Annotated in this window: 11 protein-coding genes and 1 riboswitch; all 11 genes read right to left on the minus strand. The window is 42.4% G+C overall.

The window, feature by feature from the left end:
* Nucleotides 1–1,305: an O-acetylhomoserine aminocarboxypropyltransferase/cysteine synthase gene (locus tag J2X69_RS03220; RefSeq protein WP_310098345.1), complete on the minus strand. Its 1,305-nt coding sequence runs from the start codon at nucleotides 1,303–1,305 to the stop codon at nucleotides 1–3.
* A 168-nt stretch (nucleotides 1,306–1,473) separates the two neighbouring features.
* A riboswitch (SAM riboswitch) is annotated at nucleotides 1,474–1,582 on the minus strand.
* Between the two features lie 91 nt (nucleotides 1,583–1,673).
* Entirely contained in the window at nucleotides 1,674–2,321 is a 648-nt protein-coding gene (locus J2X69_RS03225) for a carbonic anhydrase (protein WP_310098349.1), read from the minus strand.
* Complete coding sequence (locus tag J2X69_RS03230; RefSeq protein WP_310098351.1) at nucleotides 2,318–3,859, minus strand: SulP family inorganic anion transporter; 1,542 nt, start codon at nucleotides 3,857–3,859, stop codon at nucleotides 2,318–2,320. The genes J2X69_RS03225 and J2X69_RS03230 overlap by 4 nt, the downstream gene beginning before the upstream one ends.
* A gap of 93 nt (nucleotides 3,860–3,952) precedes the next feature.
* Entirely contained in the window at nucleotides 3,953–5,287 is a 1,335-nt protein-coding gene (gene argH, locus J2X69_RS03235) for an argininosuccinate lyase (protein ID WP_310098355.1), read from the minus strand.
* Between the two features lie 2 nt (nucleotides 5,288–5,289).
* Nucleotides 5,290–6,360: a M20 family metallo-hydrolase gene (locus J2X69_RS03240; protein WP_310098359.1), complete on the minus strand. Its 1,071-nt coding sequence runs from the start codon at nucleotides 6,358–6,360 to the stop codon at nucleotides 5,290–5,292.
* Between the two features lie 21 nt (nucleotides 6,361–6,381).
* On the minus strand, nucleotides 6,382–7,182 hold the full coding sequence (argB, locus tag J2X69_RS03245) for an acetylglutamate kinase (protein ID WP_310098361.1): 801 nt from the start codon (nucleotides 7,180–7,182) through the stop codon (nucleotides 6,382–6,384).
* Between the two features lie 171 nt (nucleotides 7,183–7,353).
* Nucleotides 7,354–8,325, minus strand: coding sequence for an acetylornithine carbamoyltransferase (locus J2X69_RS03250; protein ID WP_310098363.1), 972 nt, complete (start codon nucleotides 8,323–8,325; stop codon nucleotides 7,354–7,356).
* A 3-nt stretch (nucleotides 8,326–8,328) separates the two neighbouring features.
* Nucleotides 8,329–9,474: an aminotransferase class III-fold pyridoxal phosphate-dependent enzyme gene (locus J2X69_RS03255; RefSeq protein WP_310098365.1), complete on the minus strand. Its 1,146-nt coding sequence runs from the start codon at nucleotides 9,472–9,474 to the stop codon at nucleotides 8,329–8,331.
* Between the two features lie 154 nt (nucleotides 9,475–9,628).
* Complete coding sequence (argC, locus tag J2X69_RS03260; RefSeq protein ID WP_310098368.1) at nucleotides 9,629–10,597, minus strand: N-acetyl-gamma-glutamyl-phosphate reductase; 969 nt, start codon at nucleotides 10,595–10,597, stop codon at nucleotides 9,629–9,631.
* A complete protein-coding gene (locus tag J2X69_RS03265; RefSeq protein ID WP_310098370.1) occupies nucleotides 10,590–11,783 on the minus strand; it encodes an argininosuccinate synthase domain-containing protein in 1,194 nt (397 codons plus the stop codon). Before J2X69_RS03265 ends, argC begins: the two co-directional genes overlap by 8 nt.
* A 39-nt stretch (nucleotides 11,784–11,822) precedes the next feature.
* Nucleotides 11,823–12,506: a GNAT family N-acetyltransferase gene (locus tag J2X69_RS03270; RefSeq protein ID WP_310098376.1), complete on the minus strand. Its 684-nt coding sequence runs from the start codon at nucleotides 12,504–12,506 to the stop codon at nucleotides 11,823–11,825.
* Nucleotides 12,507–13,250 lie beyond the last annotated feature (744 nt).

Genomic DNA, 13,250 nt, shown 5'->3' on the forward strand with positions numbered 1-13,250 from the left:
TTAGATTTTATCGAAAGCTTGTTGCAGATCCGACTTGATATCTTCAATGTGTTCTATGCCGCAAGAGATTCGCAACAGGGTAGGAGTGACTCCCGCGGCTAGTTGCTCTGCATCTGATAATTGCTGGTGGGTAGTCGCTGCAGGCTGGATGATCAATGTTTTGGCATCACCCACATTGGCCAGATGGGAAATTAGTTCAAGGTTATTGATCAAGGCAGAAGCTTGCTCTTTGTCACCCTTCAGCTCAAAACTCAACACTCCGCCAAAGCCGTTTTTCAGATATTTTTTGGCCAATTCGTGATAAGGAGAAGACTCCAGTCCAGGATAATTTACTTTCTGTACGGAAGGATGAGCTTCCAGCCATTGCGCCAGAGCTAGTGTGTTTTCAACTGTTTTCTGAACCCGAAGCGAGAGTGTTTCTATCCCCTGAAGTAAGAGAAATGAGTTGAATGGACTGATCGCAGGCCCGAAATCGCGAAGGCCTTCTACTCTTGCACGGATTGCGAAAGCGATGTTGGGAAGTCCCAATGGGTTGTTTTCTCCAAATACCTCCCAGAAATTCAAGCCGTGATATCCTTCTGAAGGCTCAGAGAATTGCTTGAATTTTCCGTTGCCCCAGTTGAAATTTCCGCCATCTACTATAATTCCTCCGATGGAGGTGCCATGTCCACCTATCCATTTGGTGGCGGAGGAGGTTACAATATTTGCTCCATGGGCAATAGGTCGGCATAAATATCCTCCGGCTCCGAAGGTATTGTCTACCACCAGCGGGATATCATGCTTCTTAGCGACTGCTGCAATAGCTTCGAAATCAGGAATATTAAACTCCGGATTTCCGATGGTCTCCAGATAGATTGCTTTGGTTTTGCCATCAATCAACTCTTCAAACTCAGCAGGAGATTTTCCTTTGGCAAATCTGGCATCGATACCAATCCTTTTGAATGAGACTTTGAATTGATTGAAGGTTCCTCCATATAGAAAAGGGCTGGAGACGAAATTATCACCCGCTTCCATGATGTTGTTTAATGCCAGAAACTGGGCTGCCTGTCCTGAGCTCGTAGCCACGGCTGCCACACCGCCTTCCAGCGCTGCTATTCTTTTCTCGAACACGTCCGTAGTCGGGTTCATGATGCGGGTATATATATTCCCAAATTCTTTTAGGCCAAATAGGTTGGCTCCATGCTCCGCCGAATTGAATACATAGGAGGTGGTTTGATAAATAGGTACTGCGCGTGAGTTTGTAGAGGAATCAGGTTCCTGTCCTGCGTGTACTTGAAGAGTGTCGAAGTGAAGATTTTTTGACATGATTTTTTGGATTTATGGTTTGAAAAGTAGTAAGCATTCGAAAGCCCATTAGGAATTGCTCCGAAATGGGCATAAATGAAATCAACACATGAATAAAGCGCAATGCTCTACTGCGGATGATGATGAAATAGGGTGAATTGTGTGATATCCTGAGTGCATTTTACATTGAACTTATAGTCCCAAAAGAGAATATCTCTCTTGGCAGGAATTGGCACCTTGGACTTTCCAGGTTGCCAGAGGGTCTATGAGCCTGTCTCTCGCCTCTTCTTTATAAATCCGAGCACTTAAAAAGTGAAAGGATGCTGCAAATAAAAGGTCAGCGAATGGAAAATCAAAATTATTTTCACCCGCTGACCAAAAAACTTGAATTATTTATCCAATTCATCCATTTCAAACCTGAAAATAGGATTAATGGCCTCAAAATCGGATTCAATGTTCACCAATTCTTTTACCAAGCCGTCTTTCAATCCGTAAGCCCAGCCATGGATTTTTGGTGCAGACCGATCTCTCCAAGCTTTCTGGATAATTGAGGTTTTGATCAGATCTTGGCACTGCTCTATCACATTGTATTCTACTAGAGCGTTTACTTTATCTTCATGGGTTTCTATAGCATCAATCTCTTTCTGGTAGAGCTTGTATACTTCTTTGATATTCAGAAGCCATTTGTTGATGATACCGAAGCTTTTATTTCCAAGTGCGGCTTCTATTCCACCACAGCCATAATGACCGCAGACGATGATATGTTCTACCTTCAGCACAGCTACTGCATATTCCAACACACTGAGTAAATTAAGATCAGTATGCACGACCATGTTTGCGATATTTCGATGCACGAATATTTCTCCGGGGTCAGTTCCTGTTATCTGATTTGCAGGAACTCTACTGTCTGAACAGCCAATCCACAGAAATTTAGGGCTTTGTTGTTTTGCCAATCTTCCAAAAAAGTTTTCATCGATCTGCTTTTGGTCATCAGACCAGGCTTTGTTTTGAATTAATAGTTTCTCGTAAGGGCTCATAAGTTTTCGTAAATTTTGTGCTTAAATCCTTCTACTGTAACACGGATATTTCTATCCGAACAGGAAGCTATAAAGTCATTTAAAACTTCCTGAATGTCATGATCTATAAATTGTGCTTTTTGGGCATTGATAATCACTTTGCTATCGGAAGGGATTTTCGATAGATTCTTCATTAATAAGGCTTTGTTGAGGAAGGAAACATCCTTATGAAGCTGGATGAGGTAGTTTCCATTCATTTCGGTAAGTGTCACTGCCCGGACAAAATTTGTTTTAATCACAAAGAATAACCCGAAGACCATCCCAATGCCTATTCCTATCAAAAGATCTGTAAATAAAATCGCTACGACTGTTACAATAAAGGGAATAAACTGATCCCAACCATTATTGTACATGTTGACGAAAAGTGATGGTTTGGCCAATTTATAACCAACCACAAACAATACAGCCGCAAGGCAACTTAGAGGAATTAGATTTAGGATGTTGGGAATGCTCAACACCAAAATCATCAATAAAATACCATGGAAAATAGCTGACATCTTGGTTCTGGAACCCGAAGCTATATTTGCTGAACTTCTTACGATCACCGCCGTGATAGGCAGTCCACCGATCAATCCTGAAACTGTATTTCCCACACCCTGCGCAAACAGTTCTTTGCTGGGTGGTGTAGTTCTTTTTTGCGGATCAAGTTTGTCTGCTGCATCGATACTTAACAAAGTCTCCAAACTGCCAATGATGGCAATCGTAGCTGCTACTATCCAAAATGTGCTTTCTCCTATCATGGAGAAATCCGGGAAAGTCACTAGATCCCCCAGCTGTCCAAAATTGTCCAATACAGGAATACTTACGAGATGGTCTCCGCCCAGTTGCCATTCAGGCTTCCATATACCATATAGGGAATTAATAATAATTCCTGAAATAACAGCCCATAAAGCGCTGGGGACCGCCCCTAAAACTCTGTGGTTTCGAATTCTCGGACGATCAAATAGAATTAGAATGGCTAACGCTACAAGTACAATAGGAATAGCTCCGGGACTTAAATACTTGAAAGCATACCATATTTCTGTAATCGTGTTGTGGCTATCAGCTTGCAGAAATGCCTGATCTCCCATCGCATCTACATCGTATCCCAATGCATGCGGAATCTGCTTCAATATTAAAATTAGCCCAATAGCAGTAAGCATACCTTTGATCACTGCATGGGGAAAGTAATAACCGATTACCCCGGCTTTAGCTATTCCCAATGCCAGCTGAATCAACCCTGCTATCACCAATGTACCCAGAAAAAGCGGGAAAGTCCCCATACTATTGATGGAATCGAGGACTATGACAGTCAATCCCGCTGCAGGGCCACTCACACTTACGTGAGAACCGGAGAGGGCACCGACAATTATTCCACCTACAATCCCTGCTATAAGACCTGACATCGGAGGTGCGCCGCTAGCTATAGCAATACCCAGACAAAGGGGAAGTGCCACCAAAAAAACCACCAAACTGGCCTTTAAATCATATTTTAAATTTTTTCCTAGAAGGGTATTCATTGATGTGACATATGTATTTAAAGATTAAAGGGTGATTGTTGGGTATTTTTGAATGTAATATCTAGCTAAAATATTCAAAAAAACATATTATCCTTATTTTAACATATGCATAATCACTTGATTAATTGACGTAAAATTGAATTGCTTAACTGCCAGATCCATTTTCTGCTTGATTGCTTCTAGATTCAAATTCCCTATACTTCCTTCATGGGTGTGGTTAAGCTTACTTTGGTCGGGGTTGAAAAGATCTGACTCTATATCCATTCCCACTTGTTTGTAAGCATCTCTAAAAGGAACTCCTCTCAAAACTAAGTCATTGACTACTTCAACAGAAAAAAGATGCTTATAGAATGGATCTGCAAGTATATTTTCTTTGACCTTAATAGAGTTAAGCATGAAGCTTGTCATACGTATGCAGCTTTTCAAGGTTTCTATTCCGGGGAAAATTTCCTCTTTTAGCAGCTGCAGATCTCTGTGATAACCTGTTGTGGTATTTGTCAGTAGAAGGGAGACAGCGTTGGGAATCGCCTGGATTTGATTGGTTTTCGCTCTGATTAGCTCAAATACATCAGGATTCTTCTTATGCGGCATAATACTGCTTCCGGTAGTGAGATCATCCGGAAAACCAATGAAAGCAAAATGCTGGTTCATGAAAATACAAACATCTGAAGCCAGTCTGTTTAGCGTACCTGCTAGTCCCGCCATCGCAAAGCCCAGCGTTCTTTCTGTTTTTCCACGGCTGTTTTGGGCATTGATCACATTATGATGCAAGTCTCCAAAAGCAAGCAGCTCGGTAGTCATCGTACGATTCAGTGGAAAACTTGATCCATAGCCTGCGGCTGAACCCAGCGGGTTTTTATTTGCTAAGTCAAAGGCTGCTTTTAGCAACCCCATATCTTCAGACAGTCCTTCTGCAAAGGAGCTAAACCAAAGACCGAAAGAAGAAGGCATTGCCAGTTGGGTATGGGTATATCCCGGCATTAAGTCATTTTTGTGCTTTTCTGAAAGAGAAATGAGCAATTCGAAAAGCTCCGTACATTCTTCTACGATTTCTTTGACCGCATTTCTGTAGTATAGCTTCAGATCAACCAAAACTTGGTCGTTGCGACTTCTGCCGCTGTGCAGTTTTTTGCCGACATCACCGAAACGCTCAGTCAGTAAAAACTCTACTTGAGAGTGTACGTCTTCCACACCGGGAGCAATCTCAAACTGGCCTTTTTCTATTTCCGAATAAATATCTTTTAATCCGCGCTGTAAGATTTCGTTTTCTTCAGCCGTCAAAAGACCGATTGTGGAGAGCATCTGCGCATGTGCCATAGAACCCAACACATCAAAAGGAGCCAGAAGTACATCAAACTCGGGATCTCGGCCAATGGTAAACGATTCTACTTCCTTTTTGCTACCGGTTTCTTTTTGCCAAAGTTTCATTTCTAGTTAGTTTGATTAAGCATATCAGCATAGGTTTCAAGGATTTTTATGTATCCTTCTATTCCTTTCTGAATTTCGTTCAAGTAAATGTATTCATCTGCCGAATGTGATCGGGAAGAGTCGCCTGGGCCAATCTTGACAGACGGGTAGGGGATCAAAGCTTGATCAGATAAGGTAGGACTTCCGTAGGTATCCAGTCCTAGCTTTTTGCCGACTTGTAGGATCAAATGTCCTTGCGGCACATGAGAAGATTGAAGTCTCATTGAGCGGGGAAGCAGCTCAGCACTTAGGGATTCTTTTAATTCTTCCAGAGCTTCCTCCAGCGTATAAGCATCGGTGACGCGGACATCCAGCACAAACTCACAGAGATCCGGTACTACATTGTGTTGCTGCCCTGAGTGGATTACAGTAGCTGATACTTTTGTTTTACCTAGAAATTTGGATATTTTTTGGAATTCAAAATCCCTGATTTTCCCCAAATCATCCAAGGCAAGGTAAATTGCATTTATGCCTTCTTCACGGGCAGCATGCCCGGCTTTCCCCCGAACTTTGGCATCTATTACCATGAGGCCTTTTTCGGCTACAGCCATATCCATCAGGGTAGGCTCACCCACGATAGCCAGTTCACAGGGCGGAAGCTGGTCAACTACAGAAGAAATTCCATTTTTCCCTGAAATCTCCTCCTCGGCAGAAGCTATCACGATCAGATTGAACGGGAGGCTTTTTCCATAAAAATGGACAAAAGCAGCCATCAAACATACCAAAGGCCCTCCCGCATCATTGCTTCCAAGACCGTAAAGCTTACCGTCTTCAATAATTGCCAGAAAGGGATCTTTGGTATAACCTGCATTCGGCTTTACCGTATCGTGGTGGGAATTCAGCCAAATTGTTGGCTTAGTTTTATCAAAAGTATCTGCAAAAGCCCAGACATTGTTTCCGGATTTGTGTACTTCTATAGCTCTGGCATTAAAAAACTCTTCTATGACCTCAGCAGTCGAACTTTCTTCCTTGGAATAGGATGGGATTTCTATTAACTGGGTGAGAAGTTGAACCGCATCTTCATATAAATCCATCGTGATAGTCAAAATTTAAGGTTAATAGAGGTCATATCGGCTTCGCTCAATGGTCGTTCCCGAGAGCTTGCCCTTTGCAGCTAAATGAAGGTTTTCCGCTTTGCCGATCCACACATAATTCACTCCTTTTTCTAACGCTTCAAATGCATTGTCCAACTTGGGGATCATCCCGGAATGGATCACATTTTCCTTACGAAGTTCTTCATAAATATCCTCATTGATGAGAGGAATGATAGAATTTTCATTCTTTTCATCTATCAACACTCCGCTTTTATTGAAGCAAAAATAAAGATTGACCTGATGTTCCTTGGCAAGACTCGTGGCTAGGGCAGAAGCAATGCTGTCGGCATTCGTATTCAACAGCTGCCCTTTGGCATCATGGGTGATTGCATTTACCACAGGAAGCAAATCGCCTGAAAGCAAATGATCTATTAGTTTAGTATTAACTTCCTGAATATCACCTACAAACCCATAATCGATCCCTTTCACCGGACGCTTGATTGATCTGATAATATTCCCATCCGCACCGGTCATTCCTATCGCATTCACTTTCAGGGCCTGAAGCTTGGCGACGATGTTCTTATTGATCAAACCTGCGTAGACCATAGTCACCACATCAAGAGTCTCCTGATCTGTGATCCTTCTTCCATCGACCATTTCGGGCATTACCCCTAGAGACTCTCCAAACCGGGAAGCCATAACTCCACCTCCATGAACCAATATTTTGTGTCCGGGGAATTTGGCGAAAAGGGCTAAAAATTCATTTAATTTCTCAGGAAAATCGATGACATTTCCGCCGATTTTGATAATGCTGATTTTCATGTGTTTATAATTGTTTTTCAATGGTCATAACTTGTCCCGTGACGAAGGAAACGGGATGCCCGTCCCGACCTTCGGGAGAATCCCTGCCTGCGGCAGGCAGGTCGCATGGTAAATAATCATTCCTGTGCGTGAAGATTTTCGTCATGCTCGATTTCATAAATAGAGTTTACTTTAAAACTGCCCGAGCAGATGGCTGATAACTGCTTGAGCAGCAAAAATTCTGTTTTTGGCCTGTTCTTGTACCAGCGATCGGCTGCCGTCCAATATTTCGTCAGATAGTTCCAAATTCCTACGCACAGGCAGGCAATGCATTATTTTTGCATTTGGAGCATGGGTAAGATGATTCTCCGTAAGCATCCAAGAGGAATCTGTGGAGATTATTTTCCCATAATTATTAAAAGAAGACCAATTCTTAACATACACAAAATCAGCGTCTTTTAACGCTTTACTTTGATTATATTCTATAGTGGCTCCTTTGGTGAATTCCTCATCCAGTTCATAACCGGCAGGATGGGTAATCGTAAGATCATGATCCATTCCAAGAGTCCATTCCGCAAAGGAATTTGCCACAGCATGGGGAATTGCCTTGATGTGCGGTCCCCAAGTCAAGACTACTTTTGGCTTCTTTTTTCCAACCCAGTTTTCACGGATGGTGATCTGATCGGCTAAACTTTGTAAGGGGTGGCGCGTGGCAGATTCCAAGCTTATCACAGGGATTCCTGCATATTTTGCAAACTGTGTGAATACGAAGTCGCTCGTGTCTTCTTTTTTATTAGTCAGTGAAGGAAATGCACGGATCGCAAGAATATCAAAATAAGATCCCAAAACCGCTGCAGCATCCTTGATATGTTCTACCGTCCCTTGATTCATGACAGCACCATCCTGCATCTCCAGAGCCCAGCCTTCCTTGTCCATATTCAGCACTATAGGCTCCATTCCCAGATTTAAGGCGGCAAGCTGGGTAGATATCCTGGTCCTCAGTGATGGATTCAAGAAGATACATCCTATGCGTTTTCCGACACCTTTTGCTTTGTCAAGCGACGGATTTTCCTTGTAAAGTAGTGCTTGCCCGATCAGGTCGTTGCCCAAATCGAGAGATTCAAATTTGGTAAAGTGCTGAAGTGGCTGAATAATATTACCCATTAGTTAACTGGAAGGGGATTGACTTAAGATTTCTTTTAATGCGGATAAAAACGAATTTAATTGATTCCACTCGATATTTAAAGGTGGCAGCAGTCTTATCGTATTCTTTCCTGCCGCACTTCCTGTGAACATGTGGTATTTCTTCACCAGTTCTGAGCGCACCGGTCCCGCTTCCCGATCCAGATCAATGCCTATCATGAGGCCTGTACCGCGAATAGCGGTGATTTCTGGGATTTCTTTCAGCTCTTCTAAAAGTTTATCCCCGAGTTTTTCGGCATTCTTCAGAAGGTTTTCTTTCTCTATCACTTCCACTACTGCCAAGGCCGCAGCACACGCCAAGTGATTGCCCCCGAAGGTAGTTCCCAAAAGTCCATAGGTGGCTTTAAACTCAGGAGAAATCAGAATTCCTCCAATCGGAAAACCATTCCCCATTCCTTTGGCCATGCTGATAATATCAGGTTTTAATCCTTCTACTAGCTGATGGGCAAAGAATTTTCCTGTTCGGCCAAAACCTGATTGGACTTCGTCCAAAATCAATTTAGCTCCATACTGACTTGATAACGAAGCCAATCCATTCAAGAAATCAGGACTTGGAACCTGAATACCATTTACTCCCTGAATACCTTCGATAATTATCCCGGCTATTTCATTCGATTTTAACATCTCTTCTACAGCCTTCAAATCTCCCCATGGAAGAATATGAAAATCCTCACGTGCATTGCAGGGAGCCACGATTTTTGGATTATCCGTCAAAGCAACTGCTCCTGAAGTTCTACCATGAAAACCACCGGAGAAAGCAATAAACCCTGATCTTCCTGTTGCAAAAGAAGCCAACTTTATTGCATTCTCGTTTGCCTCAGCTCCTGAATTGCACAGGAAAAGTTCATACTCAGGGTAGTCGGAAAGATCGCCCAGTTTTGCGGCGTATTCTTGTTGGATAGGTATTTGAACCGAATTGGAATAGAAAGCAACCTGATCCAGCTGATCCTTGATCCGCTTTACATAGTGAGGATGTGTGTGCCCAATTGAAATGACGGCATGACCGCCATACAGATCTAAATATTCTTGTCCCTTTTCGTCCCAAAGTTTAGCACCATCTGCCTTAGATATGGTCACGGGAATCAGCGGATATACATCAAATAATTTCATATGGATTTACGAATTGCGAAATACGATTTACGAGTTGATTTTGAACCTCGTAAATCCGTTTCTAAGTTGGAGAATGATGAATGAGAAATGATGAATACTGAATTTCGAAGTAGCATTCACCAAATTATGAATCTTGTGTCTAGCCCCTAATATCTCAGAATGCTATACTTTTTAGATTTAAGCCCATCCTCTCCTCAAGCCCAAATACCAAATTGTAATTCTGCACAGCCTGCCCGGAGGCTCCTTTCAGCAGATTGTCAATAGCAGAATAAATCACCAATTGTCCGGCTTCTTTTTGTACATGAACAATGCATTTATTGGTATTCACCGCCTGCTTCATATCAATATCCTGATCCGAAACATGTGTGAACGCTGCATTTTTATAAAATTCCTTATAAGCACTTACCGCTTCCTCCTGAGTTCCTTCGAAAGGGAAGTAGGCTGTAATCCATATCCCTCTTGGGAAATTGCCACGGTAAGGCACAAAGAGTAAATCAGAAGAAAAAGCCGGATTTATTTGCGCGAAAGTCTGGTTTATTTCCTTTAAGTGCTGATGCGTAAACAGTTTATAGACAGATATATTTGAAGATCTGTAGCTGAAGTGTGAAGTCTCAGCAAGTTTCTTCCCCGCCCCTGTACTTCCCGTTACCCCTGAGATTTGGATCGCATCCTTTACCCACCCTTTTGCGACAGCGGGAAGCAAGGCCAATTGGATCCCTGTGGCAAAACAGCCCGGGTTTGCAATCTTTTTGGCAGTCTTGATTTTCCGAGAATTTACTTCCGGAAGGCCATAAGTAAAACCGTTTGATTCATCACGGAAGTCCGTGGACAAATCAATCAAAACTGTCTTGGGAGAAAAGGAATGCTGTTCTAAGAAGCCTTTGGTTTGACCGTGCGGCAATCCAAGAAATACTGCTTCAATTCCTTCAGTTTGCACCTCATCCGTGAAAATCAGATCACAATCCCCGATCAGATCGGGATGGACTTCACTTACTTTTTTGCCTTTCTGGCTATTGCTGTGTACATAGATCAGTTCGCAGGCAGGATGATGAACCAGCAGACGAAGTAATTCGCCTCCGGTGTATCCCGCTGCGCCTATGATCGCTGTTTTGATTTTAGTCATTGTCTGAGTTTACCTTGTGGAAAATCGAAGTCTGGTTACCCAAAATCCGGGTAAATCCTTTTACATCTTCTGCAGTGTAGCCTTTATTCATCTCACCATAGCTACCAAACTTATTGGACATCAGATCATGTTCTGAATTGATTCCCAGTAAAGTAAATCGATAGGGTTGAAGTAATACACGAACTTCTCCGCTTACGTAAGTCTGAGTGCTGCCCATGAATTCTTCCAAGTTTCTCATTACAGGATCAAGGTAGTGTCCCTCATGAAGGTGATTGCCGTAGAATTCAGCCAACTGGTTTTTCCAGAAAAGCTGCCACTTGGTAAGCGTATGTTTTTCCAGCAATTGATGCCCCTTAATAATAATCAAAGGAGCTGCTGCTTCGAATCCCACACGGCCTTTGATACCTATGATCGTGTCTCCGACGTGGACATCACGGCCGATACCATACGGTGCGGCTAATGCCTGTAGGGACTGAATAGCCTCTACCGGATCTTCATATTTCTTACCATCAACTCCCTTCAGTTCACCCTTCTCAAATGATAGGATTAATTCGTAGGGTTCAATAGCAGTAGCTTGGGTAGGCCAAGCCTCATCAGGAAGGTAATCAGAAGAAGTTAGGGTCTCTTTTCCTCCTACAGAAGTTCCCCAAATACCTTTGTTGATGGAATATGCTGCTTTTTCGAAGTTCATCGATACGCCGTGCTTCTTCAGGTACTCGATCTCTTCGGCACGACTCAATTTCAGATCACGGATAGGAGTGATGATTTCGATATCAGGAATGATAGTTTGGAAAATCATATCAAAGCGTACCTGGTCATTTCCCGCTCCTGTAGAACCATGTGCCACAGCTTTTGCACCTATTGATTTGGCATACTCAGCAAGTGATTTGGCCTGAAGAATCCGCTCAGCGGAGACAGAAAGGGGATAGGTTTGGTTTTTCAATACATTTCCAAACACGAGGTACTTGATCACTTCATTGTAATAAGTATCCATCACATGAAGTGTAGTGAAAGAAGCCACGCCTAGACCGTTAGCCCTTTCTTCAATATCTTTCAATTCTTCCTTAGAAAATCCGCCTGTATTTACCAAAACTGCATGCACTTCATAGCCTAGTTCTTTGGAAAGGTGCAGCGCGCAAAATGTGGTATCCAAGCCTCCACTGTATGCTAATACTATTTTCTTCATGTGTATATGGTTTTTTGCTTCCTATTCGGAAGAATTGATTTATAAAAAGATGCTTGAAATGGTGTCTTTCGACTTGTTTAATTTAAGCATCACGTATTTCTTTAATCTTACCCAGCGATCAAATAATTTGAGCTCTTTTTTGAAATCATCACGTAAGGCTAATTCCTGCGTATGGTTTCTTTTTGAGTTGGGATCATAGAGCATGGCTGTGCAAAGACAGTTTTGCCTGTTTTTACTCATCAGAATCTCGTAGTTGATGCAGCTTTGGCAACCTTTCCAGAATTCGTTGTCATCTGTAAGATCGGAATAGGAGACTGGAATGTACCCCAGTTCAGAATTGATTTTCATCACGGCGGCACCTGTAGTCAGTCCGAAGATCTTGGAATCCGGGTATTTTTTTCTACTGAGTCTGAATACTTCATTTTTGATTTTACGGGCAAGGCCGTATTTTCTGTATTCGGGGGAAACTATCAATCCTGAATTGGCAACATAGTTCCCGTGTCCCCAGGCTTCGATATAGCAGAATCCAGCCCATTTTCCATCAGACGTCAATGCAATTACGGCTTTTCCTTCTTCCATTTTGGTCTCCACATAAGCAGGGCTTCGCTTGGCTATGCCTGTACCACGAGCTTTGGCAGAATTCTCCATCTCCTCAGTGATCTGAATGGAGTAATTCTTATGAGAAGCGTTTGCTACAATAATCTGGAAGGTAATGTTATCCATGTTGGATTTGCATGTGTTAATTCCGATGGAATTCGGAAGATTGGTAAATAAATCAAAGTATAAATGGGCGGGTGAGTACTCCACGTAGGAATACAATTATTTATCGAAGGGTTAAACCCTATAGAAAAATCTACATGTCCTTATAGGACTGAAAAAAGCAATAGCATCAGCTTTCAATCCCACAGAAGTGGAACGGGTGCAAATGGGTGCTATGTGATTTACTTGTATCATGCGTAATAAGGTGGCAAAATTCATTCCTTACAAAGGAAAATGCAAGAGTTTTGGCAAAAATATTAGTGCAAACCTGATTTTTTTACAGTATTTACAATTATCGACTGTCTGGCTTGCTAATATCGCACAACTCAGAATATTATTTGGTGATTTGGTGACGAATACGAAAAAGTTCAACGGCCGGTGGTGTTTATTTTTGAACCACAAAGTCCACCAAGGAGCACAAAGGTTACAGTCGGCTTTCCCTGAGCATTGGGTTTGAAAATTGGAAATTGATCATTTTATTGAGCCACATAGAAGGATAGCAAACATAGAGGTGCCCGTATTTCAACAGGTCCATGTCAGGAGGCTTGAATTAGGTGGTGTTTATTTTTGAACCACAAAGTCCACCAAGGAGCACAAAGGTTAGAGTTGGCTTTCCCTTGAGCATGGAAGTTGAAAATTGGAAATTGATCATTTTTTTTTTTAACCACATAGAAGCATAGCAAACATAGCGGCGCCCATATTTCAACA

The organism is Algoriphagus sp. 4150 (assembly GCF_031457395.1).
Taxonomy (GTDB): Bacteria; Bacteroidota; Bacteroidia; order Cytophagales; family Cyclobacteriaceae; genus Algoriphagus.

Coding starts and splice junctions, on each gene's coding strand:
- J2X69_RS03220 (WP_310098345.1), bottom strand. CDS start 1,305: ATGTCAAAAAATCTTCACTTCGACACTCTTCAAGTACACGCAGGACAG.
- J2X69_RS03225 (WP_310098349.1), bottom strand. CDS start 2,321: ATGAGCCCTTACGAGAAACTATTAATTCAAAACAAAGCCTGGTCTGAT.
- J2X69_RS03230 (WP_310098351.1), bottom strand. CDS start 3,859: ATGAATACCCTTCTAGGAAAAAATTTAAAATATGATTTAAAGGCCAGT.
- argH (WP_310098355.1), bottom strand. CDS start 5,287: ATGAAACTTTGGCAAAAAGAAACCGGTAGCAAAAAGGAAGTAGAATCG.
- J2X69_RS03240 (WP_310098359.1), bottom strand. CDS start 6,360: ATGGATTTATATGAAGATGCGGTTCAACTTCTCACCCAGTTAATAGAA.
- argB (WP_310098361.1), bottom strand. CDS start 7,182: ATGAAAATCAGCATTATCAAAATCGGCGGAAATGTCATCGATTTTCCT.
- J2X69_RS03250 (WP_310098363.1), bottom strand. CDS start 8,325: ATGGGTAATATTATTCAGCCACTTCAGCACTTTACCAAATTTGAATCT.
- J2X69_RS03255 (WP_310098365.1), bottom strand. CDS start 9,474: ATGAAATTATTTGATGTATATCCGCTGATTCCCGTGACCATATCTAAG.
- argC (WP_310098368.1), bottom strand. CDS start 10,597: ATGACTAAAATCAAAACAGCGATCATAGGCGCAGCGGGATACACCGGA.
- J2X69_RS03265 (WP_310098370.1), bottom strand. CDS start 11,783: ATGAAGAAAATAGTATTAGCATACAGTGGAGGCTTGGATACCACATTT.
- J2X69_RS03270 (WP_310098376.1), bottom strand. CDS start 12,506: ATGGATAACATTACCTTCCAGATTATTGTAGCAAACGCTTCTCATAAG.